The 1999-nt window shown below is 35.2% G+C and carries 2 protein-coding genes and 1 pseudogene; 2 read left to right on the top strand and 1 reads right to left on the bottom strand.

The features are described from left to right. Positions 1 to 329: 329 nt before the first annotated feature. Positions 330 to 818, bottom strand: coding sequence for an NUDIX hydrolase (locus GZ996_RS11565; RefSeq protein ID WP_232323271.1), 489 nt, complete (start codon positions 816 to 818; stop codon positions 330 to 332). A 104-nt stretch (positions 819 to 922) separates the two neighbouring features. Here GZ996_RS11565 and GZ996_RS11560 point away from each other — a divergent pair, with 104 nt between their 5' ends. Together GZ996_RS11560 and GZ996_RS11555 are read left to right on the top strand one after the other, a co-directional pair. Then, positions 923 to 1114, top strand: coding sequence for an adenylosuccinate synthetase (locus tag GZ996_RS11560; protein WP_162012122.1), 192 nt, complete (start codon positions 923 to 925; stop codon positions 1112 to 1114). Positions 1115 to 1266: 152 nt separating this feature from the next. Further along, positions 1267 to 1914 (top strand): annotated as a pseudogene (locus GZ996_RS11555) (helix-turn-helix domain-containing protein); the annotation flags it as partial. Between the last annotated feature and the right edge of the window lie 85 nt (positions 1915 to 1999).

Raw genomic sequence — 1999 nt, 5'->3', positions numbered from 1 at the left:
ATAGTCATGGCTTTCTAGTTGTTTTGTGGTTATTATAATTATAAACCATGGCATAAAAAAACGAGCATCTCCAACTGCGGAAATGCCCGTTTTTTTTGTGTTCTGAAACTAGTTTTTGCCCAGCCTCATTTTCTTCAAAATATCTTCATACCAATTACATAAGTGCATCGGTTCATCCTCTATTTCACCTATCTATATTATAACAAAATTTCATGATAAAATTATAACTTTTTATGAAAAATCATTATGAGAAAGCGATATTTTTTCATGAGTTTGTCGGAGTGAGTTTCAACTGATAAAATAGAGAAGTTGATAAGTGTAAGAATAGACTAATTGTACGGATAAAATATTACTTTTTTTTCAGCCAAGTTTCCACTCTCATAAGTCATCTTAGCAGAAAAAAACGGAACATCTTCTAAAATCCATTTGAACATTTCGTAATCCCCTTCCCAAGTTGGCTTAGATAAGACTTGATCATAAGGAACCCATTCTAAAGTTCCCTCAGGACAATCTTCTAATAACTCACCTGAAAATTGAGTGACTTTAAAAACATAGGTATACCAATCATGACCTGGCGTAAATTCTGGAAAAGTAATTATTCCACATAACTCCATGTCATCAACTTTAAGGCCAGTTTCTTCAAAAACTTCACGAACTGCACACTCTTCTGGACTTTCTCCTTTTTCAAGCTTCCCTCCAACAGAAATCCATTTCCCTAAATGGACATCATTAGGTTTTTTATTACGATGTAAAAGCAGTAATTCTCTTCCATTATCAATATAACAAATCGTTGCTAGCTTCATATCTACTCCTTTCATATCTATAATCTATTATAACAAAAGTAAATTTCATAAGCTAAAAACTTTTAAAAAAGAAATTTTTATGGTTTAATAAAGTTATCTTAAAAGAAAGGGGTTCCAAAATGAATCCACAAGACCTATTTAACCAAGTTAAAGAACTAATTGAAAAGAAAGACTTCTCAGCAGCAGTTGATTTTGTCAATGAGCAAAAAGATAATCTCGGAGAATACTTTGAGCAAGCAAAAACTCTCGTTGAAGGTGCGCAAGGTGCCGACAGCCTTCTTGACAAGGTCAAGGGCTTATTTGGAAAATAATGATGTTAAAAAGGGAGAATAAAGTCAACGCTCCCCTTTTTTTACAATTAGTATAAAAAATCAAAAAGAGGTTAGGACAAATTGATATACTCCCCTTATAGTGGACAGTGAAAAAACAAAAATTCACTAGAAACTAAAAGGGGAGTTTTCGTATGTCAAAAAGAATTCCAAAATCAGTAGAAGAAAAACTAGAGATTGTTAACTTGTATCTAGAAAAAGGGAAATCCATTTCAAGCTTAATAAGGGAATATGGCGTTAGTGATACCACCATTAGAACTTGGGTTCGTAAATACAAACAGCTAGGTATAGCAGGACTAAAAGAAAGGAAAACTTGGACGAGGTACTCAAAAGAAGTCAAAGAACAAGCTGTACAAGATTATCTTAATGGAACAGGGTCAACGTATACTATTTGTGACAGGTATCAAATATCCTCTAGAAGTGTTCTCGAAAAGTGGATAAAACGGTATACTAGTGGTAAAGAAATCAAAGCAACTAGTAAAGGATTAAGTCGTATGAACCAAGGACGTAAAACCACTTTTGAAGAACGTGTGGAGATTGTCAACTTCACCATTATTCATGATAAGGATTATCAGGCAGCGATTGAGAAATATGGCATTTTCTACCAATAAGTTTATTCCTGGGTGAGAAAGTTTGAGAAGGACGGTAGTCAAGGACTCCTAGACCGCAGAGGTAAAGGGGTAGACAGTAAACCGAACCTTACCCCAGAATAAGAGTTACAACTCAAAAACAAGCAACTAGAAGAGCGCAACCGCTATTTAGAGATGGAGGTAGGACTGCTTGCAGTTGCTTGTTGCCAATCGTGTCGTCACCCTGTTCCTAACGCTTGGACAAGCCTTGCAGGGCTATCCGTAACTCGCTTTGCTT

Origin of the sequence: Streptococcus sp. S784/96/1 (assembly GCF_902729355.1) — a bacterium.
Taxonomy (GTDB): domain Bacteria; phylum Bacillota; class Bacilli; order Lactobacillales; family Streptococcaceae; genus Streptococcus; species Streptococcus caledonicus.
Note: the sequence above shows the minus strand (reverse complement) of the source record. Positions and strands in the feature narration are given on the sequence as shown.